The sequence below is a fragment of the Pseudomonas syringae pv. cilantro genome, assembly GCF_001293775.1.
In the GTDB taxonomy this organism is placed as follows: Bacteria; Pseudomonadota; Gammaproteobacteria; order Pseudomonadales; family Pseudomonadaceae; genus Aquipseudomonas; species Aquipseudomonas syringae_P.
On sequence record NZ_LGLN01000086.1, the window covers coordinates 175,517 to 199,372 of the forward strand.

At 59.4% G+C, this 23,856-nt stretch carries 19 protein-coding genes and 1 pseudogene; 8 read left to right on the forward strand and 12 right to left on the reverse strand.

All coding sequences use genetic code 11. From position 1 onward, the window contains the following. Positions 1-7: 7 nt before the first annotated feature. From ABJ99_RS24620 to ABJ99_RS24630, 3 genes are all read right to left on the reverse strand, one after another. Complete coding sequence (locus ABJ99_RS24620; protein ID WP_054088014.1) at positions 8-874, reverse strand: ABC transporter permease; 867 nt, start codon at positions 872-874, stop codon at positions 8-10. A gap of 245 nt (positions 875-1,119) precedes the next feature. Then, on the reverse strand, positions 1,120-1,980 hold the full coding sequence (locus tag ABJ99_RS24625) for an ABC transporter ATP-binding protein (protein ID WP_054088015.1): 861 nt from the start codon (positions 1,978-1,980) through the stop codon (positions 1,120-1,122). Between the two features lie 16 nt (positions 1,981-1,996). After that, entirely contained in the window at positions 1,997-2,893 is an 897-nt protein-coding gene (locus tag ABJ99_RS24630) for a TauD/TfdA dioxygenase family protein (RefSeq protein ID WP_054088016.1), read from the reverse strand. A 218-nt stretch (positions 2,894-3,111) separates the two neighbouring features. Here ABJ99_RS24630 and ABJ99_RS24635 point away from each other — a divergent pair. Next, positions 3,112-6,224, forward strand: a pseudogene (locus ABJ99_RS24635) (autotransporter domain-containing protein). 78 nt (positions 6,225-6,302) lie between these two features. Here ABJ99_RS24635 and ABJ99_RS24640 read toward each other — a convergent pair. Next, complete coding sequence (locus tag ABJ99_RS24640) at positions 6,303-7,139, reverse strand: 23S rRNA (adenine(2030)-N(6))-methyltransferase RlmJ (protein WP_054088017.1); 837 nt, start codon at positions 7,137-7,139, stop codon at positions 6,303-6,305. Positions 7,140-7,519: 380 nt separating this feature from the next. On the opposite strand from ABJ99_RS24640, the gene ABJ99_RS24645 reads away from it, so the two are divergent. Then, positions 7,520-7,750: a DUF6124 family protein gene (locus ABJ99_RS24645; RefSeq protein WP_054088018.1), complete on the forward strand. Its 231-nt coding sequence runs from the start codon at positions 7,520-7,522 to the stop codon at positions 7,748-7,750. A 123-nt stretch (positions 7,751-7,873) separates the two neighbouring features. Beyond that, positions 7,874-8,140 carry a hypothetical protein gene (locus tag ABJ99_RS24650; RefSeq protein ID WP_054088019.1) on the forward strand — a complete coding sequence of 89 codons (267 nt, stop codon included), beginning with the start codon at positions 7,874-7,876 and terminating at the stop codon, positions 8,138-8,140. Positions 8,141-8,300: 160 nt separating this feature from the next. Here the strand turns inward: ABJ99_RS24650 and gbcB are convergent, their stop codons facing one another. Next, entirely contained in the window at positions 8,301-9,401 is a 1,101-nt protein-coding gene (gene gbcB, locus ABJ99_RS24655; protein ID WP_054088020.1) for a glycine-betaine demethylase subunit GbcB, read from the reverse strand. Positions 9,402-9,710: 309 nt separating this feature from the next. Between gbcB and gbcA the strand changes: the two genes are divergently transcribed. From gbcA to ABJ99_RS28505, 3 genes are all read left to right on the forward strand, one after another. After that, positions 9,711-11,018 carry a glycine-betaine demethylase subunit GbcA gene (gbcA, locus tag ABJ99_RS24660; protein ID WP_054088021.1) on the forward strand — a complete coding sequence of 436 codons (1,308 nt, stop codon included), beginning with the start codon at positions 9,711-9,713 and terminating at the stop codon, positions 11,016-11,018. Between the two features lie 204 nt (positions 11,019-11,222). Then, positions 11,223-13,067: a fibronectin type III domain-containing protein gene (locus tag ABJ99_RS24665; protein WP_054088022.1), complete on the forward strand. Its 1,845-nt coding sequence runs from the start codon at positions 11,223-11,225 to the stop codon at positions 13,065-13,067. A gap of 66 nt (positions 13,068-13,133) precedes the next feature. Further along, positions 13,134-13,418, forward strand: a complete 285-nt coding sequence (locus ABJ99_RS28505; RefSeq protein WP_154864503.1) for a hypothetical protein — start codon at positions 13,134-13,136, stop codon at positions 13,416-13,418. Between the two features lie 222 nt (positions 13,419-13,640). Here the strand turns inward: ABJ99_RS28505 and etfB are convergent, their stop codons facing one another. From etfB to ABJ99_RS24695, 6 genes are all read right to left on the reverse strand, one after another. Beyond that, positions 13,641-14,438 (reverse strand): electron transfer flavoprotein subunit beta, encoded by a 798-nt coding sequence (gene etfB / locus ABJ99_RS24670; RefSeq protein WP_054088023.1) that lies wholly within the window; start codon positions 14,436-14,438, stop codon positions 13,641-13,643. Then, positions 14,428-15,648 carry an electron transfer flavoprotein subunit alpha gene (gene etfA, locus ABJ99_RS24675; RefSeq protein ID WP_054088024.1) on the reverse strand — a complete coding sequence of 407 codons (1,221 nt, stop codon included), beginning with the start codon at positions 15,646-15,648 and terminating at the stop codon, positions 14,428-14,430. The genes etfB and etfA overlap by 11 nt, the downstream gene beginning before the upstream one ends. After that, complete coding sequence (gene dgcB, locus ABJ99_RS24680) at positions 15,648-17,609, reverse strand: dimethylglycine demethylation protein DgcB (protein ID WP_054088025.1); 1,962 nt, start codon at positions 17,607-17,609, stop codon at positions 15,648-15,650. Before dgcB ends, etfA begins: the two co-directional genes overlap by 1 nt. Positions 17,610-17,725: 116 nt before the next feature. Then, positions 17,726-19,786 (reverse strand): dimethylglycine demethylation protein DgcA, encoded by a 2,061-nt coding sequence (gene dgcA / locus ABJ99_RS24685; RefSeq protein WP_054088026.1) that lies wholly within the window; start codon positions 19,784-19,786, stop codon positions 17,726-17,728. Positions 19,787-19,801: 15 nt separating this feature from the next. Next, positions 19,802-20,332, reverse strand: coding sequence for a DUF5943 domain-containing protein (locus ABJ99_RS24690; protein ID WP_054088027.1), 531 nt, complete (start codon positions 20,330-20,332; stop codon positions 19,802-19,804). Positions 20,333-20,415: 83 nt separating this feature from the next. After that, positions 20,416-21,393 carry a dipeptidase gene (locus ABJ99_RS24695; protein ID WP_054088028.1) on the reverse strand — a complete coding sequence of 326 codons (978 nt, stop codon included), beginning with the start codon at positions 21,391-21,393 and terminating at the stop codon, positions 20,416-20,418. Positions 21,394-21,620: 227 nt separating this feature from the next. Here ABJ99_RS24695 and ABJ99_RS24700 point away from each other — a divergent pair, with 227 nt between their 5' ends. Continuing rightward, on the forward strand, positions 21,621-22,031 hold the full coding sequence (locus ABJ99_RS24700; protein ID WP_054088029.1) for a lysozyme inhibitor LprI family protein: 411 nt from the start codon (positions 21,621-21,623) through the stop codon (positions 22,029-22,031). 56 nt (positions 22,032-22,087) lie between these two features. After that, positions 22,088-22,507, forward strand: a complete 420-nt coding sequence (locus ABJ99_RS24705; RefSeq protein ID WP_054088030.1) for a DUF3010 family protein — start codon at positions 22,088-22,090, stop codon at positions 22,505-22,507. A 237-nt stretch (positions 22,508-22,744) separates the two neighbouring features. Here ABJ99_RS24705 and fba read toward each other — a convergent pair whose 3' ends face one another. Beyond that, positions 22,745-23,809, reverse strand: coding sequence for a class II fructose-bisphosphate aldolase (gene fba / locus ABJ99_RS24710; protein WP_003316351.1), 1,065 nt, complete (start codon positions 23,807-23,809; stop codon positions 22,745-22,747). Positions 23,810-23,856 lie beyond the last annotated feature (47 nt).

Consider the following 23,856-nt stretch of genomic DNA (forward strand, 5'->3'; position numbering starts at 1 on the left):
CGGCGAATCAACGCTGCATGCCCCAGCGCTTGACGGTCAGGCGCTCGATGTTGGCGAACAGCAGGTTTTCCACCAGCAAGCCGATGAGGATCACCGCTGCCAGGCCTGCGAAGACTTTGTCGGTATACAGCTCGTTACGATTCTGGAAGATGTACCAACCCAGACCGCCCTTGCCGGACGATGCGCCGAAGACCAGTTCGGCGGCGATCAGGGTGCGCCAGGCAAAGGCCCAGCCGATTTTCAGACCTGCGAGAATCGACGGCAGCGCAGCGGGAATCAGGATGTGCCAGACAAAGCGCAACCCCTTGAGGCCATAGTTGCGCCCGGCCATGCGCTGGGTTTCCGAAACACCCAGAAAACCCGCGTAGGTATTGAGCGCCAGCGCCCACAGCACAGAATGCACCAGCACGAATATCAGGCTGTTCTGCCCCAGCCCGAACCACAGCAGCGCCAGTGGCAGCAAGGCGATGGCTGGCAGCGGGTTGAACATGGCGGTCAGCGTGCTGAGCAGGTCGCGGCCCAATTGGGTGGACACGGCCAGCGTGGTCAGGGCAAACGCCAGCACGATGCCGATCAGGTAGCCCTGAATCAGCACGGTCAGGGAAATCCACACCTTGCTCGGCAGCTCGCCGGAAATCAGCCCGTCATAAAAAGCGGCGGCCGTTTGCAGAAAGCCGGGTAACAGCAGGTCGTTGTTCTGCAGGCGTGCGGCCAGCTCCCAGATCACGGCCAGGGCGATCATGATCACGCTTTTGCGCACCCAGCTCAGCTGCCAGATGCGCTGCGCGAGCGGCAGGTCGCGGGCCAGGTCTTCCTGAGTGAAAGGCTCCAGCGTGACTTCGTATTCTTCGCGAACAGGCGGTGCGAGGCTCATGGTTTGGGTTCTCGGTAGTCGTGAAAAGCGTATGCAGAACGCTCAGCGTTATAAGCAAGCCCTTGTGGGAGCGGACTTGTCCGCGAAAGGGCCATTACATTCTCCGAAGATGCATCGTCTGAACTAAAGTCTTCGCGGACAAGTCCGCTCCCACAGAAGCTTGTCTTCGCGGACAAGCGAAGCGTCGCCCGGTCCGCTCCACAGAAGACCTGTTCGCTCCCACGCCCTACGGGCAGAAGCACGTATCAATAAGCAATCCGGATGTCCTGAAAATTCAGTTCCTGCTCGACGGTCCCGGTCTCGCCTTCATCAAACAACAAACGATGAATACGCTGGGCGGTTTGCTGGAAGCCGACGCCGCCGAGGCTTTTCAGGTCGTATTGGTGGCTGTTGATTTCCGCGCGGACCCGCCCCGGATGCGGCGACAGCAGCAGGATGCGATTGCCTACTACCAGCGCTTCTTCAATGGAGTGCGTGACGAACAGCAGCGTGAAACGCACTTCGTCCCACAGCTCCAGCAGTTCTTCCTGCATCTTGCGGCGGGTCAGTGCGTCCAGCGCAGCGAATGGCTCGTCCATCAGCAGGATTTTCGGCTGCATGGCCAAGGCGCGGGCAATGGCCACGCGGGCTTTCATGCCGCCGGACAAGGTGTGCGGATAGGCATCGGCAAACGCGCTGAGGCCGACTTTTTCCAGGTAATAACGTGCACGCTCCAGCGCTTCGGGGCGCTTCAGGGTGCGTGACGCCAGCAGTGGAAACATGACGTTCTCGATCACGGTTTTCCAAGGCGGCAACTGGTCGAACTCCTGAAACACCACGATACGATCAGGGCCGGGCTCGGTGATCTGATTGCCCGCCAGACGAATCTCGCCTTCGCTGGGCTGAATGAACCCCGCTACCGCTTTGAGCAGCGTGGACTTGCCGCAGCCGGACGGGCCAAGCAGAACGAAACGATCAGACGGATCGACCTCGAAACTGACCTGGTGCGTCGCACGTACCACGCGCTCTGGCGTGCGGTATTCGAGGCTGACGCCGCGAACCTGCAACAAGGCTTCTTGCGGTTGGGCGCTCGTGCTGGCCGTGTGGCTTTGCGCGACAGCATTCATGAACGGCTCTCCTGAATCAAAACGGCGCGGTGCCTTGAATGGTCGTGCGATGCAGTTTGCGTCGCAGATGGGCCGGGCAACCGGCGGCCAGGTGAATCAGGGATCGGTTGTCCCAGAACACCATGTCGTTGGCCTGCCACTGATGGCGATAGATATGCTCGGGGCGCACGCTGTGGGCGTACAACTCGCCGAGAATCTGCCGGCTTTCGTCTTCCGGCAGGCCCAGAATGTGGGTGGTGAAACCCTCACTGACAAACAATGCCTTGCGACCGTTTTCAGGATGGGTGCGCACGATCGGGTGGCTGACCTCGACCACCTGAGCCAGTTGCTCGGCGGTCAGGGTCGGGCGCCAGTTGACGGCGTTGTGGCCTTCGGAATAACGCGCGGTGTAGCTGTGAACCGCTGAGCGCCCTTCAACTGCATCACGCAGGTGTTGCGGCAAGGTGTCCCACGCCTGATGCATATCGGCGAACAGCGTATCGCCGCCCTCGCTTGGCAACTCCTGGGCGTAGAGCATCGAGCCCAGGCTCGGCAGTTCTTTATAAGACAGGTCCGAGTGCCAGTATTTGCCGGCATCGCCCAGACCTACCGGCTTCTCGTTCTCGACAATGTTGGAGACGATCAGGATTTCCGGGTGATTGGCCAGCAGGAACTGCTTGAGCACGTGAATCTGCAGCACGCCAAAGCGGCGACTGAAATCGATCTGCTGTTGCGGCGTGATCTGCTGATCGCGGAACACCACCACATGATGATCCAGGTGCGCCTGATGCACGCGTGCGAAGTCGACATCGTTCAGCGGTCTGGACAGGTCCAGCCCAACGATTTCCGCGCCCACCTTGTCGGTGAATGGACGCACATCAAACGCTTGTGAAGCGATGTGAGTGGACGATGAAGCGAGGGAGGCTGCTGGCATGAGAACTCCGACTCCAGAACAGTGTGACTGAAAGACGGAACTGTATAGCTATAAGAAATAGATTCTTAAATACCGTTAGGGAATATCCATAGCGCTGAATTTTCCATCGACCCGACCTGTACCGTCAGCCACACAAATGTGTCACGGCAGATACATCTCAGTGTAAGACCTGCTTGCTAGGGTCTGCGCCTTATTCGAATTGAGTGAAGGCGCACGTCATGCGATGCAATAAACCGGTTGCCCAGATCATGGTGTCGTCCCTGATACTTTCCATGCTTGCCGTTTCAGTGCAGGCGGCAGGACGCTCAGGTGACGACAGGATCAACGGTGTCGATCTGCTTTCCGGGTTCGACACGTTGTGGACTACCGGTGCGACCTGGGATACCGGCACACCGACCGCGCTGGGGCAGAGCCTGCTGCGGCGCAACCTGCAAATCGTGGTCGACCGCGCCAACTCGCGCACGCTGGCGCAGGAAACCGCCGCTTACTTCGATGACCGCCGTGACCAAAGCTACAGCGCCACCAGCGGCCTGGGCTCGTTGACCGCAGCCTACAGAGCAGGCGCTGGCGCCTTCACCACCATCACGCAATTCGATGACAGCAACAAAACCGTCAAATACGACGACAAGGGCAATGGCGCAGGCAGCTCGACGTCGGCGCTGGGCAAGGTGGTCGATCTGGTCGGTGCTGTGCGCAACGATGCGTCTACCACGCCGGCCAAGTCTCATTATCTGTACCCTCGCCCATGGCGTCAGAGCCTGGACGGGCAAAGCCTGGCGTTCGTGGTTGCGCCTTCCCTGCGCCCGGCGCAAAGCACCACACCGGCCAGCGACTCGGGTTTTCCCAGCGGCCACACCAACGCGGCTTATCTGTCTTCATACGCACTGGCCTACGCGATTCCCGAGCGTTTCAGCGAGTTGATGCTGCGCGCCTCGGAGATTGGCGACAACCGCATAGAAGCCGGCATGCACTCGCCGTTCGACGTGATGGGCGGGCGCATCACCGCGACCTATTTTGCCATCGACAACCTGTCCAACCCGGCCAACGCTCAGTTGCGCACGGACGCTCGCGCACAGGCACTGAGTTATTTCACCGCGCAGTGCGGCGGCGACGTCAATAACTGCATGGCCACCATCGACCCGGCCACCGACCGCACCTCCCAACACGCGCTGGACAAGGCGCTGTACACCTCGCGCATGACCTATGGCTTCGACCCGGTTGGCCCGACCAACCTCGCGCCTGTGGTGCCGGTCAGCGCCGAAGTGCTGCTGGAAACCCGCTTCCCGTACCTGGACGCCAGCCAGCGCCGCGAGATTCTGGCGACCACCGAAATTTCGTCGGGCTACGCAGTGATCGATCAGTCCGGTGGTTATGGCCGACTGAACCTGTACGCGGCGGGCGATGGTTATGCGGCGTTCAATTCCAGCGTCACCGTCAACATGGACGCCAGCCTCGGTGGCTATAACGCCATCGATGCCTGGCGCAATGACATCAGCGGCAGCGGCGCGTTGATCAAGAACGGCAGCGGCAATCTGATGCTGACCGGCAATAACACGTACGCAGGCGGCACCGTGATCAACGGCGGCACACTGACCGGTCACGCGCAGGCATTCGGCAGCGGCACGATCACCGACAACGCAACGCTGGTGGTCGATCAATCGACCAACGCCACCCTCGCCAACACGCTGGTGGGCAACGGTGCGCTGATCAAGCGCGGTGCCGGTTCGCTGAACCTGACGGGCAACAACAGCCTGTCCGGCGCGACAACCGTGCAAGCGGGTCGTCTGGCAGTCAACGGCAACCTCGGCAACTCCATCGTCAGCGTGCAGCAAGGCGCAACGCTGGGTGGCAACGGCTCTGTGGGCGGCATCAATGTCGCGCAGGGCGGCGTGGTCGCGCCGGGCAACTCCGTCGGGCAGCTGAACGTCAACGGTGATGTAAACCTTGCTCAGGGCTCGGTCTATCAGATCGAGTCAGACGCCAATGGCAATGCCGACCGCATCGTCGCCAGCGGCCGGGCGACTATTAATAACAGCACACTCTCACTGGTTGAAGGCGGCAACTGGCTGGCCGCGAGCCGTTACTCGATCCTCTCGGCAGCCAGGGGCGTGAATGGTGCGTTTACCGCCGTGCAAACCAACTTCGCCTTCCTTACTCCGACGCTGAACTACACCGCAACCGATGTCGGGCTGACGCTAGACCGTAACGCACGAACCTTCTCCAGCCTGGCGACCAGCCGTAATGCACGAGCCGTAATGCACGAGCCGTAGCGCAAGGTCTGGACAGCGCTGGCGCAGGCAATGCGCTCTGGCGTCAGGTGGTGCAGGATGACGCCTCAACTGCTCAGGCCACGTTCAAGGCGCTGTCCAATGAGCTGCATGCGTCGACGCAGTCCGCGCTGATCGAAGACAGTCGCCTGGTGCGCAACGCCATGAACGATCGCTTGCAGCAAGCGCAGTCGGCATCCGCATTCGGCAGCACGACGCAAACCCTCGCCGGTGATGACACGCGTGGCGTGGTCTGGACCCAGGCTATCGGCGCGACCGGCAAGACCGAAAGCACCCGCGACGTCTCGGGCATCGACACCCACACCAGCGGCTTGCTGTTCGGCGCGGACGTACCGCTCGACGACACCTGGCGCCTGGGCGCAATGGCCGGTTTCAGCAACAGCAGCTTCGACCTGCGGCATGCCTCCGGCTCCACTGACAGCGACAATTACCATCTGGGCGTTTATGCCGGCGCCAAATGGGGCCAGCTTGGCCTGCGCCTCGGCGCAGTACACACCTGGCACGAGCTGACAGCCAAGCGCACGCTGGACTTGCCGGGCTCTTCCGAGCGTTTCAAAGAAGACTACAAAGCAGCGACCAATCAGGTATTCGGCGAGCTGGGTTACGCCATCGAGCTGGGCAACGCGCAGCTTGAACCCTTCGCCAACCTCGCGCATGTGCGACTGGATACGGACGCCTTCGATGAGAACAGCAACGCAGTCAGGCTGGAGAACAAGTCTCAGGACAACAGCATCACGTTCAGCACCCTCGGCCTGCGTGCCGCCACTCGCTTGAATGCGGGCAGCGTTGCGATCAGACCCAGCGCGACACTGGGCTGGCGTCGTGCCTACGGCGACGTGACGCCAGAAAGCCGCGCAGCCTTCAGCGGCGGCGATACCTTCGAACTGTCCGGGGCACCGATTGCACGCAGTGCCGCAGTACTCGGCGCAGGTGTCGATCTGGGTTTGAGCGACACGCTGAGCGTCGGTGTGAGTTACAACGGTCAGCTGAGCAGCGATGCATCAGACCAGACGTTGAATGCACGGGTGACGCTGGCGTTCTGAGCCTGACGTCACAGCACGAGAGTCGGCTGGATAATCGACGCTCGTGCTGCGCTCTCCGGGCTCTCAAGGCCTGTTCGCTTACTCCGCAATCAACCAGTCCATCTTCCAGCCGCCCTGGGTCTGACCCAGTTTCTCGGCCAGGTACGGCATCAGCTCGCGCAACTCTTCTTCCAGGCCCCATGGCGGGTTGGCGATGGCCAGGCCTGAGCCGTTAAGGCTCGCCGGGGTGTCCAGCGGATGGACGTACAGTTCGACGCGCAGCAGCTTCGGCGCGCCGGTTTCCGCCAGATCCTGATAAAAGCGCCGCAGCAGACGCGGGTCCTTGATCGGATACCAGATCGCCGCCACCGTCTGACGCATGCGCCCGATGGTTTCCTTGAGGGCGACGGCGCACCGTTTCATTTCGTCGAGCTGCTCGAAGGGCGGGTCAATGAGCATGATCGCGCGCTTTTCAGCGACCGGCAGCAAGGCACGCGGCACATGCCAGCCTTCCCCCAAGTGCACCGCCACGCGGCGGTCGCCCTTCATGTTTTCCTTGAGCAGACGCCCGTCTTCAGGGTGTTTCTCGTTGAGCAGTACACGCTCGCGCTCGCGGGTCAGGCGACGGGCCAGTTCGGGCGAGCCGGGGTAGTAGCGCAGCTCGCCATCGGGGTTCATGTCGTGCAGCACTTGCAGATAATCGGCCGCCAGCGCAGGCAGGTCTGCGGTATTCCACAAACGACCGATGCCCTCGAGCCATTCACCCGTACGAGTGGCCTGATCGCCCTTGAGGTCGTAAAGCCCGAGACCGGCGTGGGTGTCGAGATAGGCGAATGGCTGCTCCTTGCGCGCCATGAGGGCGATCAAGCGAGTCAGCGTGAGGTGTTTGAACACATCGGCGTGGTTGCCGGCATGGTAGGCGTGACGGTAATTCATGGCAGCTCCTGGCAAGCTGCGCAGTCTAGCAAACCTGAGCAATGAACAAGAATCTGTCACTCACTTGCAGGACTCGTCTCTATAGCTTGAAGGAAATTTCCGAGAAGCTCGCAGCCTATTGTGCCGGCCGATTTCAATCTCTACTCTGCGCCGGTCGCTGCATATTCAGCGATGAGGATTAGTAGCCCTCGGTGTGATTAGGCGCAATGCGCCACCTTGTGCAAGGCGCTTTTTTACGGCCTGCATCTCTATGGTGGCCGTGCGTGGGGCGTCTTCGGATGCACCGGTTCCTAATCACCGGGCTACTACCTGCGTTCGGCCGCCACCTTCAGATCAATAGCCGGAGTGACGACCTTCCAGTGATCGATCAGGAGTCTCACATGCTGAAAATCGTCCCCGACCTGCCCCTCTTCAGTGCTAACCCGAACATCAGCCATGAAGACGCTCTCATCCACGCCAGTGACCTGCTGCGTTGCGCCATGACCAGCGCCGCCGAGTTCAGCGACAACATGACCGGCACGCAACGAGACATGACGCTGTCGATCATGCATCTGGTGGAAATGGCAAAAGTGATGGTCGACAGCACGATAGACAATCCCCAGGCCCCATGACCGCGCCGTGAACTGAAAACGACGTGCGTGTAGCCAATCCGGCCATGTGCGATAGGCGGGGGTTGCCCGCAGCCCGTCCTCCTACCAGAATCGGAAAAAAGCCCGATCACAGGAACAGACGCCATGATGCACGCGGACTTGATTGACCAGGAAGACCTGCTTGGCCAGCTGAGAGCCCTGGGGTTCGAAACGCCAGGCGGCGCTACAGCCGAACAGGCCTGCGCACAAGCAGTCTGCGGTCTCAACGCAGAACGCGCCACTGCCTTGCGCCGCATGGTAGAACACCTCTTGACCGGCAGCGCCACCCTACTCCCCGCCGTCCGCCAGGCCATCGACCAGCAATTGCTGCCTGCGTTGGCGGCTTACAGGCAGAGTCAGAATGGGGCATGAAGGCCCAGCCCGATCCTGACTACGCGTCGTTGCGCCTGTATGACACGGAGCGTCAAGAAGGGCATTCCCACGCTGGAGTGGTATGACCTCAACTGTCGTGCCACGCTGCGCGGCAGGCATTCCGAGAAACCACTATCGTCCGACGCTCTGCGTCCGACCCTCAATACTCGATCCGCACATCCCCCTTCGGCACGCTGCAGCAGGACAGGATGTAGCCCTCTGCTACGTCTTCGTCGGTGATGCCACCGTTGTGCTCCATTTCCACTTCGCCACTCAGCTTCATGACCTTGCACGTTCCGCAGATGCCCATGCCGCAGGCCTTGGGGATCATCAGACCGAGCTTGGCAGCGGCGGCGTGGACGGTTTCGCCCGGGGCCACGCGAATGCTCTTGCCGGTGTCGGTGAATTCCACCTGATGCAGATCAGCTGCGTCGACATCGGGGGCGTCGGCGGCGATTTCGGCCTGCTCGACGGCATCGGCTCGGGCTTCAGGCGGCGTCGCCCCAAACGACTCTTCATGGTACTGCGCCATGTTGAAACCGTTTTCCAGCAGCAAACGCTTGACCGCTGTCATGTAAGGCGTCGGCCCGCAGCAGAATACTTCGCGCTCCATGAAGTCAGGCGCCATCAGTTCGAGCATTTTCTGATTCAGGTAACCGCGATAACCCGCCCACGGCTCGCCCAGCCCGTGTTTCTCACAGACCAGATGCAGGCTGAAGTTGTCGATCCGCGAGGCCATGTGCTCCAGTTCGCGGTGGTAGATGATGTCCTTGGGCGAGCGCGCGCTGTGCACGAATACCATGTCGACATTGGCGTTGGTGTCGTAGAACCAGCGTGCCATCGACATCACCGGGGTAATCCCTACACCTCCACTGAGGTAGAGAATTTTCGGGTTTGGAAAATCAATGGCGTTGAACAGCCCGACCGGCCCGTGCACTGCCAGCTCCTGCCCTTCACTCAGTGTGTCATGCAGGTAATTGGACACCCTGCCACCCGGCACGCGCTTGACGGTTATCGAAAAACTGTAAGGCACCGACGGCGAACTGGAGATGGTGTACGAGCGCATGATCGGCACGCCGTCGATCTCCAGCTCCAGAGTGACAAACTGCCCGGGCTTGAAGAAGAACATGATCGGCTGGTCGGCCATGAAGCAGAACGTGCGTACATCCCAGGTTTCCTGGATGACTTTGACGACGCGTACCAGGTGACGCCCGTTGGCCCATGTCTGGGTCGTGACCGGGCTCAGGAAACTTTGGGACATACTCGATCTCCACAGCCGACTGTCGGCCTCTCATACTGCGGATTCTGCGTAACGCGCGAGGCGTCCGTTTACCTATCAACGACATTCACGTACTTACCGCGACCAGCCCCGAAGAACAAGGGCTCTCGCGTCGGGAACGGATTCGGCCATGTCGCCCATGGATAAGGTTCGCCCTGCGCCCGGCTCCACACTCGCCATTAAGGGTTATGAGCATGAACGACTGATCCAGCGTCTTGCGTGCAACGCGACAACAACCGTATCAGCCACTTTCGCCGGCCGCCCATGACGCGGTCATGAGGGATTTTAACGATGGACGTCACCGCAACCTTGAGCCTGGGCGATCCGCTGGAACCTGCACGCAAGGCCACTGCAGAAATGTTGCAGAGCCGCGAGCGCACCTACTCGCTGCCGCAGCCTTTTTACAGTGATGAGCGGCTGTTTGAAATCGACATGCAGGAAATTTTCCACAAGGAATGGCTGATTGCGGGGATGACCTGCGAGATCCCGACCAAGGGCAACTACCTGACGTTGCAGATCGGCAAGAACCCGATCCTCGTGGTGCGTGGCCCGGACGGGGCAGTCAATGCGTTTCATAACGTGTGTCGCCATCGCGGCTCGCGCCTGTGCACCGCCGAGAAAGGCAAGGTCGCCAAGCTCGTCTGCCACTACCACCAGTGGACCTACGAACTGGACGGCCGCCTTCTGTACGCCGGCACTGAGATGGGCGACGACTTCGACATGAAGCAGTTCGGCCTCAAGCCGGTCCACGTCAAGACTGCAGGCGGTTACATCTTCATCAGCCTGGCGGAGAACCCGCCCGCCATTGACGAGTTCCTGGCGACGCTCAAGCACTACATGGAACCCTATGACATGGAGAACACCAAGGTGGCGGTGCAAACCACCTTGATGGAAAAGGCCAACTGGAAGCTGGTGCTGGAAAACAACCGTGAGTGCTACCACTGCGGCGGTTCGCACCCGGAACTGCTCAAGACCCTGCTGGAATGGGACGACGTCACCGACCCGCGTGCCGATCAGGCCTTCAAGGATCATGTGGCCGCGTCCGCCGCCGCCTGGGACGCCGAGAAAATCCCTTACGCTCACGCCAGCTTCGGCCTGCGTAACCGCATCGTGCGCATGCCGCTGCTCAAGGGCACGGTGTCGATGACCATGGACGGCAAGGTCGGCTGCAAGAAACTGATGGGGCGCATCCAGAACCCGGAGCTGGGCTCGATGCGCATTCTGCACCTGCCACACTCCTGGAATCACTGCATGGGCGATCACATCATCGTGTTCACCGTGTGGCCGATCAGCGCGCAGGAAACCATGGTCACCACCAAATGGATCGTCCACAAGGATGCCGTGGAAGGCGTGGAAGGCGTGGACTATGACGTGGAACGCATGCGACAGGTCTGGGACGCCACCAACGACCAGGACCGCCGTCTGGCCGAAGAGAACCAGCGCGGCATCAACTCTACCGCCTATCAGCCCGGCCCTTACTCGAAAACCTATGAGTTCGGTGTGGTCAACTTCGTCGACTGGTACAGCTCACGCATGCTGGAAAACCTTGGGGCAGAGCCTGCGCCGTATTTGAAAGGGGTGGCGGTGAATCACGAGTAGGGCTTCCCCTGCCCTTGCCAATATTCCTTAGTCCGCGTACAGCTCACTCCTCAGCGGAGTGAGCCTGTTCACATGACTGTCGACCGGTCGACTGGCCCTGCACACTAATCCCTCCGTCGATACCGTCATTTCTGTCAGTTACGCGAACAATTCTTTCGTGATTCACTTGAGCTGAAGTCAATCCAACGGACGGAGACACTCAGCATGCTCAACCCAGAAATCATCAAACAATATAAAAGCAAAACAGTCGACGCAGCCTCGGCCATGCCGGACATCCGAGGAAAAAATATTCTCATGGGCTTTTGGCACAACTGGCCTTCCGAGTCCGGCCAGGGCTATCAGCAGGGCCTGTTCAAAGAGATGCAACTGACAGACATTCCCGAGGCTTATAACGTCGTGGCAGTGGCCTTCATGAAAGGCGCCGGCATTCCCACCTTCAAGCCTTATAACCTCAGTGATGATGCCTTTCGCGCCCAAGTGGCAGCGCTGAATGCACAAGGTCGTGCGGTGCTGATTTCGCTGGGTGGCGCCGATGCGCACATTGAGCTGCATGCTGGTCAGGAAGAAGCACTGGCCTACGAGATCATTCGCCTGGTTGAAGTCTACGGTTTTGACGGGCTGGATATTGATCTTGAGCAGGCCGCTATTACTTTTGCTGATAACCGTACGGTATTACCGGCTGCACTTCGGCTGGTGCGTGAGCACTACGAGAGCGAAGGCAAGCACTTTATCATCAGCATGGCGCCAGAATTTCCATACTTGAGATCGGCCGGCAAGCAAGCTCCATTCCTGAAAGAGATCACTACTTACTTTCCGTTTTTGAAAGAGGTGGTTAACTTTCTTGTGTCACTGAGAAGTGGCGGTGCGTACCTCGCTTATATCAATGCCCTGGAAGACATTTACGATTTTATCGCACCTCAATATTACAACCAGGGCGGCGATGGCATATGGGTCGATGAAGCCAACAACGGCCGCGGCCTGTGGGTCACTCAAAACAACGACGCCCACAAGAAAGACTTTCTGTACTACCTGACTGACAGCCTGATCCACGGTACACGTGGTTTCACAAGAATCCCCGCCGATAGACTGGCCATAGGCTTACCCACCAATAACGACGCAGCCGCCACCGGTTATGTAGTCAACCCACAGGACGCCAAAGACGCACTGCAGGAGCTGGCAGCCGCTGGCAACCCGATCCGCGGCCTTATGACCTGGTCGGTCAACTGGGATGCAGGTAAAGACAAGCACGGCAAGGAATACAACTGGGAGTTCGTGAACCGCTACGGTTATCTCACCAGTGGTGAAACACCTGTGCCGGACAAACCTTCAGTACCTGCTGACCTGACATTGTCATGGCAGACCAAGGATTCGGTAACGCTGATATGGCGGCTTTCGGAAGGTGCACACCCGGTCCGAATCTATAATTTGTTCAGAAACGGCACGCTTGTAGGCAATCCAACGGCGCCACCGTTTATCGATACCGATGTTTCATCTGGCGCTATTTACGATTATCAGATCAGCGCAACTGACATTGAGGGGAACACATCGGACCTGTCCCGAGTGCTGACTGTGCACATGGATCACGATCAACCGCCATTAGCACCCACCGGCCTTAAAGCAACGGGTGTCACTGCTTACAGCGTGTCCCTTGAGTGGACAGCTCCTACAGGGCCACATCGCATCAGGCAGTATATTGTTTACCGAAATCGGATGAGGCTTACTACAGTCACCGCGCCACAAACCACCTACACCGACGCTGGACTTACGCCTGAAACTGATTATGTTTACCAGATCAGCGCGCAGGACGAAAATGACGCTGTTTCCGTTGGAAGCGAACCTCTGACCGTCACGACTGAACTCGACAGCGGCGGTAATGTTACGGTTTGGGCGCCAGGCGTGCAGTATCAGGCAGGCAACGAGGTGACTCATCAGGGCATTAGCTACAGATGCCTTCAGTCCCATAAGTCAATCCCGGAATGGTCCCCGGAGCTACCTGGCTCTGCGTCCTTGTGGTTGTTGCTCGGGCGGTCAACGGGTTCTAAACACTAGCAGCTTAAACGGCGTTACCGGGGAGCAGCTAAAACTTCCCGGTAGTAAAGCGTACTCACAGGGGTCATGAAACAACTCACCCACATGAGCGGGTGCAAAGGAGCTGGTTATTTTTCAGCCAGTTCACTGCAAAGCCCGTATTTCAAAGGCTACAGCCAGACGCCAACACTTTATCCACAGATGCACCAACAGACTTTGGGAATAACTTGGGTCGGCGGAATTGTGCCCTGTGGAAAACCTGAGGCAAGTCCACCTGCGCCTCCTGCGAAAGGAACCATCAACACCGGCTCAAACTTTGATCACTTTTTGCACAAACCTCTAGAGATCAAGTATTTAAAGGCGTGCAGATAACCATGAACAACTTACCCACAGGCACACCAACAGAGATTGTGGGCAATTGCACCACCGCCTCCCTGAAGCAATTTTTTATCCACACCCTCGATAGACGACGCTGAAGGCAACTGCTCATTTTATGATCACCACCTTCAAAGCCACGGAATCCGGGGCGCCTGGCCACCAGCAAACATGTTATCCACAAGCGCACGCACAGAGAATGTGTGTAAGTCGAACACCTCACCTGACGACGCCTTCTTCAATCAACAGTTTCAAGATCGCTGCCGCGCTTTCTTCAGGAGCCAAGCCTTTGAGCACCAGCCCCGCACCTCCACTGGCCTTGGCAGTAGCGGCTTTCATACGGTCAGCGCCGCTCTTGGCTTTGATCACCTTCAAACGCTTGGGGCGCGGTCTGGCGGGGTGCAGCGATTGGGCTGTGCATAACTCATCAGCAACGGCTTCAACCTGCTCACTCTCTAGCAATCCGCGCTGCGCGGGCCCGTAAGCACTTTGCCGAGGCGCAGGCGCTGCGTTATCCACAGTGGCGAGAAATGGCAGGCGAACCTTGAGGCGACGGCGCTGACCACGTGGCAATGCCTGCAAAACCAGTGCGATGCCATTATTCAGCGACTCGACCTGCGCAAGCCCCGTCACCAGCGGCCAGCCGAGCCCCTCGGCCAGCAGAAACGGCAGCATGCCCGAGCCTTCGCCGGTTTCCGCCTGGCTGCCAGCCAGCACCATCTGCGCGCCAGACTCGCGTATGTAATCGGTCAGCGCGGCCAGCGCGTCAGCACCGTCTGGCTGCTCAAGCACATGCAGTCCACTCAAGCCCATGCCCAGATAGGCGCGCAATGCGGGCTCTTCAGGATTGCCGGCATGCAGCACCTGCAAGTTATCCCCAGCCAGTTGCAAGCCAAGTTCGACTGCCCGCGCGTCCTGCTCGGCGCGGCGCGCACGGCCTGATGTCGGGTGCGCGCCAATGGACACCAGGCAGATGATTTGTACGCCATGTTTATCCACAGACACGTCAGGCCGCATTACGCTTCTCCCCGTTACGCCAGGCTTGGACCGCTGCGATCAACGCTGTGAGAATTTCAGCGCTTTCGCCAATGACCGAAAGATCAGCACGTTTGATCATGTCGCAACCCGTATCCAGATTGATCGCGATAACCTTGTCACACGCGCCGATACCTTGCAGATGCTGAATAGCCCCTGAAATACCGACCGCCAGGTAAACCCGCGCCGTGACCCACGTGCCGCTCGCGCCCACCTGACGTTCGCGCCCCATGAAACCGTCATCTACCGCTACTCGCGAGGCACCTTCGGTTGCACCGAGAGCCCGTGCGGCGCGGTGGAAAAGATCCCAGTCCTTGACGCCATTGCCGCCGGACAGAATGAATTCTGCTTCGGCCATGGGGATAACTGCGGCATCAACGGCAACCGCGCCAAGGTCTTCAATGCGCGACAAACTACGCGCCGCGCTTGTGGATAACTCAACGGGCAGTGCTTCATGACGGGTTTCACTAACCGGCTCGGCGCACTCGACATCGGCCAGAATCAACCGCGCCAAAGGACGAACAAGGTCTTCGCGCCCTGCCCCGGCGCGGCTTGTGCAGTACTCACCGTTGACCTGCCAGACCCGCGTTGCAGGACGCTGGCCAAGGCTGGCGGCAAAGCGCCGGCCCAGTTCACCACCGCCAGTGCGGCTGTCAGGGAACAACCAGTGCTGCGGGCTGAACTGGTTATCCACAGCGCACAATTCCTGCACGCGTTGTTCAGGGGAGTACCCATTGAACTCGTTACCGTCGAGCAGCAACAGGCGGTCAACACCCGCACTGTCGAACGCCGTCTCTTTATGCTCGCCGAACACCACCGCCAGTACCGCGCCTTCGGCACCCGCCAGTTGACGCGCCAGGCCCAGCAAGTCGCGATCATGGCTGCTCAAGCGACCGCCAACCAGGTCGGGAACAACGTTGATGTAAAAAACCGGCGCGGCAATGACATGCAGCGGCAGCTGGACTTCGGACGCCGCCGAGCGTTTACTCGTGCCGCCCTGCTGCGCACCGCTGCGGTCAATACGCTTGATGCCGTTGGGGCCGATAAATCCCAAGCCATGCACGTTCTTGCGCATCAAGCCGTTGGGTCCCATCCAGCTGCTTTGCGCTGGCTGCATGGCCGCGTGCAGCGGGTGCAACCTGTTGCGGGCGATCCATTCTGCACGAGGATCGCGGCGGATAATGTCGCTCATCAGTGCACCTCCGCGGGTTCACGTTTGGCGGCAACAGACGGGCTGGGGATAACGTCGTCAATCAGCGCATCAGCCACCAGTTCGGCGATGTCCTTGATCAGCGGGCGCGGTTCAACCACGCCTTCAAGCATCGCCGTGCATTGTGGACAACCCACCGCTACCACCTCGGCAGCGGTTTGACGAATGTCGTCCATGCGCATGTCGGGAATCCGCTGTTTGCCGGGAATGTCAGTGATGGGCGCGCCACCGCCGCCACCGCAGCAACGGGAACGGAAGCCCGAGCGCTGCATCTCCCTGACCTTGATACCCAGCGCACGCAACACCTCACGCGGTGCTTCGTACTCGCCGTTGTAACGACCCAGGTAACACGGGTCGTGATAGGTCACGCTGGCGCCTTTGTGCTGATTCAGATTCAGTGCGCCGCGCTGCACCAGTTCCGCCATGAACGTACTGTGGTGCTGCACCTGATAGTCACCGCCCAATGCGCCGTATTCGTTTTTCAGCACATGAAAGCTGTGCGGATCGCAGGTGACGATGCGTTTGAAGCGGTACTGGGCCAGGGTCTGAATGTTGCGGCGGGCGAGCGTCTGAAACGTCGCCTCATCGCCCAGACGCCGCGCCACATCGCCACTGTCGCGCTCTTCAAGGCCCAGCACCGCGAAATCCACCCTGGCCGCTTTGAGGACTTTGACGAAAGCGCGCAGCGTGCGCTGATTGCGCATGTCGAACGCGCCATCGCCGACCCAGAACAGCACGTCCACCGTCTTCTTCACGCTGAGCAGATCAAGGTTCAGATCGGCGGCCCAGTTCATCCGCCCGCCTGGCGCGAAACCGCCGGGGTTGTCGGTGGCGATCAGGTTATCCAGCACTTGCGCGCCCTTGTTCGGCGTCGCGCCTTTTTCCAGGGTCAGGTAACGGCGCATGTCGACGATGGCATCCACGTGCTCGATCATCATCGGGCACTCTTCGACACACGCGCGGCAGGTGGTGCAGGACCAAAGCGTCTCGGCATCCACCAGCCCGTTGACGATGGGCTGATGCGGGTTGCCGCCATGCTCGCCCAGTGGCTTGCCTTTGCCATCAAGCGATGGGTACGGGCTGCCGGCAAATTTTGCGTCGGTGCCGCCGGCAAGGCCGACGACCATGTCCTGGATCAGCTTCTTGGGGTTCAGCGGCTGACCCGCCGCGAACGCCGGGCACGCTGCTTCACATTTGCCGCACTGCACGCAGGCGTCGAAACCCAGCAACTGGTTCCAGGTGAAGTCTGCGGGTTTCTCGACACCCAGCGGTGCAGTCCGATCATTCAGATCAAGCGGTTTCAAACCGGTGGAACGTCCGCCGCCGAAACGCTCGGCACGCCGGTGCCAGGCCAGATGCAGGGCGCCGGCAAAGGCATGCTTCATCGGCCCGCCCCAGGTCATGCCGAAAAACAGCTCGCTCACGCCCCACAACACGCCCAGCCCGAGAATGGCAACCAGCACCCAGCCGCCAAAATTTTCGGGAAGAATACCTGCCACCGGCAACGTGACCAGAAAGAAGCTCGCGGAAAACGCCATCAGGCTCTTCGGCAGGCGCATCCACGGTCCTTTGGACAAACGCGCAGGCGGGTTGAGGCGACGGCGATAGACAAACACTGCGCCGACGAACATCACTGCGGTCATTAGCAATAGCGCGTAGCCCAGCACGCGGTTATGCAGGCCGAAACCATGCACCAGAATCGCCAGCACAATCGAGGCCACCGCGCCGCCTGCCGTGGCCACGTGGGTGTTGGCGATGTATTTGTCCCGGGCGACCACATGGTGCAGATCGACCATGTAACGTTTGGGCATGGCCAACAGCCCGCCGAGCAGATCGACTCTGGAAGGCCGACCCGTGCGCCACATGCTCACCCGCCGCCAGGCGCCCAGCGCCGCGAGGGCCAAGGCGCTGAACAGCAGGATGGGGAGAAGGGTGTCTAGCATCACGTTGACCTCGAGGTGCGAACTTTAAGCTGGAAGCCTCAAGCTTCAAGCTTCAAGAAAAAGCACTGAGCAAAGGCTTCTACTTGCAGCTTGTAGCTTGCAACTTGTAGCTGTTCTCAAAAATCCTTACACAGCCGCAAGCCGTCATAGATCGCCGCATGTGTGTTGCGCTGCGCCACACAGTCCCCGATACGGAACAGCAGGTAACCATCACCCGGCTCGCTCAACGAAGGCTGTGGCTGAATGGCGAACAGTGCGTCGATGTCGATCTGGCCCTTGTTTCGCGAGCCTTCCTTGAGCGCGTAATAAATCGCTTCGTCCGGTCGCACGCCGTTTTCAACGACTACCTGATCGACCACCCGTTCCTCCTTGGCCCCGGTGTATTCGTTTTCCAGAACGGCAACCAGCTTGTCGCCCTCGCGATAGACCTTTTCCAGCATCATGTCGCCGGTCATGATCACTTCCTTGGGGTACATGCTGCGGTAGTAGGTCGGAAACGAAGTGCCGCCAATTGCCACGCCCGGCTTGATGTCATCGGTAACGATTTCCACCTGGCTGCCTTTGTCAGCCAGGAAGTCAGCCACAGACATGCCGGTGAACTCGCAGATGGTGTCGTAGACCAGCACGTTCTTGCCCGGCGCGACCTTGCCGTCCAGCACGTCCCAACTGCTGACCACCAGCCCTTCTGCTGCGCCCCAGTGCTCGTTCTGTTCCAGAAAAGGATGACCGCCCACCGCCAGCACCACGATGTCCGGGCGCAGGTCGAGAATGGTCGCCGCATCGGCGGCGATGCCCAGGCGCAGATCGACTTTCAGGCGTGCCAGTTCCAGCTGGAACCAGCGCGTGATACCGGCAATCTGGTCACGTTGCGGAGCCTTCGATGCGGTGGTGATCTGCCCGCCGATAAACGCTTTTTTCTCGAACAGCGTCACATCATGGCCGCGCTCGGCGGATACCCGCGCCGCTTCCATGCCGGCAGGACCGGCACCGACCACCACGACCTTGCGTTTTGGCCCGGCAGATTTGTCGATGATGTGCGGCACGCCCATGTACTCACGGGACGTGGCGGCATTCTGGATGCACAGCACATCCAGCCCTTGATACTGACGGTCGATGCAGTAGTTGGCACCCACGCATTGCTTGATCTGGTCAATCTGACCCATTTTGATCTTGGCGATCAGGTGCGGGTCGGCGATGTGCGCGCGGGTCATGCCGACCATGTCGACGTAGCCGCCTTCCAGAATGCGCGTGGCCTGATTCGGGTCCTTGATGTTCTGCGCGTGCAGCACCGGCACTTTCACCACTTCCTTGATGCCGGCGGCCAGATGCAGGAACGGCTCCGGTGGATAACTCATGTTCGGGATGACGTTGGCCAGGGTGTTGTGGGTGTCGCAACCCGAGCCCACCACGCCGAGGAAATCGATCATGCCGGTGTCGTCGTAATACTTGGCGATCTGTTTCATGTCCTCATGGCTAAGCCCGTCTGGGTGAAACTCGTCGCCGCAGATGCGCAGGCCGACGCAGAAGTCCGGGCCGACTTCCTTGCGCACGGCCTTGATGACTTCCAGACCAAAGCGCATGCGATTTTCGAAACTGCCGCCCCATTCATCGGTGCGCTTGTTGACCCGAGGGCTCCAGAACTGGTCGATCATGTGCTGATGCACGGCAGACAATTCGACGCCGTCCAGCCCGCCAGCCTTGGCGCGGGCCGCTGCGCTGGCGTAATTGCCGATCACGCGCCAGATTTCTTCCGGCTCAATGGTCTTGCACGTTGCCCGGTGCACCGGTTCGCGAATGCCCGAGGGCGACATCAGGGTCGGCCAGTGATCACCGTCCCAGCGCGAGCGTCGGCCCATGTGGGTAATCTGGATCATGATCTTCGCGCCGTGCTTGTGCATGGCGTCGGCGAGGTTCTGAAAGTGCGGGATAATCCTGTCGGTGGCCAGATTGACCGACTTCCACCAGCCTTGCGGGCTGTCGATGGCGACGCTTGAAGAGCCGCCGCAGATTGCCAGACCAATTCCGCCCTTGGCTTTCTCTTCGTAATACTTCACGTAACGATCAGTAGTCATGCCGCCGTCAGTGGCGTAAACCTCGGCGTGCGCGGTGCTCAGCACACGATTGCGGATGGTGAGTTTGCCGATCTGGATCGGCTGGAACATCGCTTCGAAAGCCATAACCCGATCCTCGATTTACAGCGGCTTGACGACGAACAGTCCGTCGTCGTGGCCCTCTTCGGAACCCCCGTAGACCTGCTCGGCAACGGTGCGGATCGAGCTGCCGCTGGCAGCCAGAATCTGGTCCATCGCGCCGGCGAACCAGCCGGTGAACATGTAATCGACCTTGCGCCCGACCTTGCCGTAGACGTACACGAAGCAGGAGTGCTCCAGCTTCACACTGGCAGTGCCTTTCTCGACGTCGATGTCCTTGATCTTGAACAGGCCCCAGCCACGCTGCGACAGGCGCTTCATGTAGTGCTCGAACACCGCTACGCCTTCCAGGCCATGGCATTCAGCTTCTTTTTCACACCAGTGCCAGGCGGATTTGTAACCGGCCTTGTAGAGAATGTCGGCGTAGGCGTCAGCGCCCAGCACTTCTTCGATGCCCATGTGGTTATTGACGAAAAAGTGCCGTGGCACGTACAGCATCGGCAACGCATCGGAAGTCCAGACGCCGGTCTCGCTGTCGACTTCGATGGGCAGTTGCGGGGCGATTTTAGCCATGGGGTCAAACTCCAGATGATTCGGGTTACACCCACCGCCGTCAGGGCCGTGGGGGTTCAATTCGATTAGCGATGGCTGGCGGGTTACTCGCCCCAGACGTCGGCCAGAACATTGACCCAGTTCTCGCCCATGATCTTGCGCACCACGCGCTCGGGATGGCCGCGTTTGAGCAGGGTTTCAGTCAGGTTGGGAAATTCGCCCACGGTACGGATGCCCAGCGGATTGATGATCTTGCCGAAGCTGGTCAGGCGCCGGGCGTAACCCTTGTCGTGGGTCAGGTATTCGAAAAAGTCCTGGCCGTGGCCCTGAGTGAAATCAGTGCCGATACCGATGGCGTCCTCACCGACGATGTTCATCACGTATTCAATGGCTTCGGCGTAATCGTCGATGGTCGACTCGATGCCCTTGGCCAGGAACGGCGCGAACATGGTCACGCCGACAAAGCCGCCGTGGTCGGCGATGAACTTCAGTTCCGCGTCGGATTTGTTGCGCGGGTGCTCCTTGAGCCCGGACGGCAGGCAGTGGGAATAGCAGACCGGCTTTTTCGATTCGAGAATGACTTCTTCAGAGGTTTTAGAGCCGACGTGAGACAGGTCACACATCACCCCGACGCGGTTCATCTCGGCGACGATTTCACGTCCGAAACCCGAGAGGCCGCCGTCACGCTCATAGCAGCCGGTGCCGACCAGATTCTGGGTGTTGTAGCACATCTGCACGATGCCGACGCCGAGCTGCTTGAAGATCTCGACATAGCCGATCTGGTCTTCGTAAGCGTGCGCGTTCTGGAAGCCGAAGAGGATGCCGGTCTTGCCCAGTTCCTTGGCGCTGCGGATGTCGGCGGTGGTGTGCACCGGCATGACCAGGTCGCTGTTTTCGCGCATCAGCTTCTGGCTGGTGCAGATGCTGTTGATGGTGGCCTGGAAGCCTTCCCATACTGAAACAGTGCAGTTGGCCATGGTCAGGCCACCTTTGCGCATGTCTTCAAACAGCTCGCGATTCCATTTGGCGATGATCAGCCCGTCAATAACGATGCTGTCGGCGTGCAGTTCGGCTGGGCTCATCAGGCTGTCCCCTTTTAGATTGCGGCGCACCGAATCGGCTGTCGGCGCTAATAGGGTCAGCATATGCCGGAGGGTTGCGCGAGCCGGGTGCAAAAACGACAGGGGGTTTGCCGAAAGCGTCAAGATGCGATAAAGGGCGACAGCACTTCGTCGGGCGGTGTTGTAAACCTGTTCATTGTCTCGCGCTTGAGACAGAATCAGGCGTATCACTGGATCGGAGCGACTCGATGAAAACGTTTTTGCTGACCCTGGCCCTGATGGCGACGGCTGTAACAGGCGTACAGGCTGCTCAGAACCCTGACGCCACGCCGTGCGACGGTGTTGAAGACGGCAAGCAGACGCTGGAGTGCTCGGCTTACAGCCGGACGACCGCTGAACAGTTGCTCAAGGAAAACTTCGACAATCTGCTCAAGCGTGTTCAATCCCAGTTCGTTGCCAACAAGACGCAATTCAACGATTTTACGAGCAAACTCAAAACCGCCCAACAAGCCTGGGAGAAGCTGCGCGACGCTGACTGTGCCGTTGAAGTATTCCCCTCTGCAGCGGGCAGCAAGGCGTTCACCATCAGTGAAAACGACTGCATCGCGCGCATGAGCGACGAGCGCTCGGAGTATCTGGAGTCGATAGCTCAGGAATAACGTCTACGATGAGATAACCTGCGTCTTTTATATGAACGAGCTCATCAGGTTTTCTCATGATTATTTGCGGTGTAGAAATCAAAGGCAGCGAAGCCATTTTTGCCCTTGCCACTCGACAGAATGGCAGCATCGAGCACTTGCCGCTCGCGACGAAGAAACTCGCGCTGGAGGACGATGACGAAGCTGCCAACGTCAAAACCTTCGCCACGCAGCTCGCCGGGTTCGTGCGCGAGAACGGCGTCAGCCATGTCGTGATCAAAAAACGCATGAAGAAGGGCGAATTCGCCGGCGGCCCGACCACGTTCAAGATCGAAACCATCTTCCAGCTGATGTCCGACTGCGAAGTGCTGCTGATCTCGCCACAGACCGTCAATGCGCAGAACAAGAAACACACCTTCGCCCTGCCCCACACGCTGAACAAGTACCAGCACGAGGCTTACAAGGCGGCGTGTGCGGGGTTGATGAAGAGCGTTTAGCGCTCAAACGTAGAGCCTTGTGGGAGCGAGCTTGCTCGCGAAGAGGCCAGCCCCGTACTACAACTTCCTCCCCCCGAAATCGGGCGGCTGGACTATAGCTTTCGTGAGCAAGCTCACTCACACAAGGGATTTATATCCAGCCGGAAAGCTTTGCGTCACATTCATCTGTCGCACAACTACTTTTGAACTGACATAAAAAAACCCGCATTTCTGCGGGTTTTTCAATGCTCAGTCAACTCAGTTGACCTTGGCATCCAGCTCGCCACGAGCGTAGCGTTCGAACATGGCGTCCAGGGAGATCGGTTTGATCTTCGAGGCGTTGCCAGCGGTACCGAAAGCTTCGTAGCGGGCGATACACACGTCACGCATGGCCGAAACGGTCTTGGCCAAGTACTTGCGCGGGTCGAACTCGCTCGGGTTTTTGGCCATGAATTCGCGGATGGCACCAGTGGAAGCCAGACGCAGGTCGGTGTCGATGTTGACCTTGCGCACACCGTGCTTGATGCCTTCAACGATTTCTTCGACCGGTACACCGTAGGTTTCTTTGATGTCGCCGCCGAACTCGTTGATGATCTTCAGCCACTCCTGAGGAACCGACGAAGAACCGTGCATCACCAAGTGAGTGTTAGGGATGCGCTTGTGGATTTCTTTGATGCGCTCGATCGCCAGAATGTCGCCAGTAGGCGGCTTGGTGAACTTGTAAGCACCGTGGCTGGTGCCGATGGCGATGGCCAGGGCATCGACCTGGGTGCGCTTGACGAAGTCAGCCGCTTCTTCCGGGTCAGTCAGCATCTGGCTATGATCCAGAACGCCTTCGGCGCCGACGCCGTCTTCTTCACCCGCCATACCGGTTTCCAGCGAACCCAGCACGCCCAGCTCACCTTCCACGGAAACGCCGCAGGCGTGAGCAAACGACACCACGCGGCGGGTCACGTCGACGTTATAGTCGTAATCCGCCGGAGACTTGCCGTCTTCGCGCAGCGAGCCGTCCATCATGACCGAGCTGAAGCCTAGCTGGATAGAGCGCTGGCAGATGTCAGGGCTGGTGCCGTGGTCCTGGTGCATGACCACCGGAATGTGCGGGAATTCTTCTATGGCCGCGAGGATCAGGTGACGCAGAAACGGGGCACCGGCGTATTTACGCGCACCGGCCGAAGCCTGAACGATCACCGGGGAGTCGGTCTTGTCGGCCGCTTCCATAATGGCGCGCATCTGTTCCAGGTTGTTCACGTTGAAAGCTGGAACGCCATAGCCGAATTCGGCTGCGTGGTCCAACATCTGGCGCATGCTGATAAGTGCCATTGTCTGTCTCTCTCCCGTTAGGGTCGTTGATCGTGCAGCCTGCCGTA